The sequence below is a fragment of the Oleiphilus sp. HI0079 genome (assembly GCF_001635105.1).
In genome coordinates this window covers 1-307 of record NZ_LWFT01000418.1, presented here as the reverse complement: position 1 = coordinate 307, position 307 = coordinate 1, and the positions used below count along the sequence as shown (strand labels likewise).

1 protein-coding gene is annotated in these 307 nt (G+C 44.0%); it reads left to right on the top strand.

The window, feature by feature from the left end; translation table 11 throughout:
- Positions 1-272, top strand: a 272-nt coding sequence (locus A3750_RS05510; protein WP_304440172.1) for a CheR family methyltransferase, incomplete at its 5' end; no start/stop codon positions are given.
- Between the last annotated feature and the right edge of the window lie 35 nt (positions 273-307).

Here is a 307-nt window from a genome sequence, read left to right as displayed (position 1 = left end):
ATTACGTGCGTAAGCATGTATGTTTTTCTAAACAGAATATGAGAGACATAAGTCAGAGCCCCCTCAAGAATCAGGATCTGATTTATTGCCAAAACGTGCTTATTTATTTTCGAAATGAGCTGAGACATAAAATTCTAGATGAGCTTGGAGACCGTCTTTCATTGGGCGGTGTGTTGATCATTGGTGCTGGTGAAGCACTGAATTGGTCGCATCCAAAGCTTAAAAGAGTCGATGACAAGCGGGCGCTGGCTTTTCAGCGTGTGCACGACTGAATAAGAAATTAGGGGTAGAGTGATGGGCAGCAGCC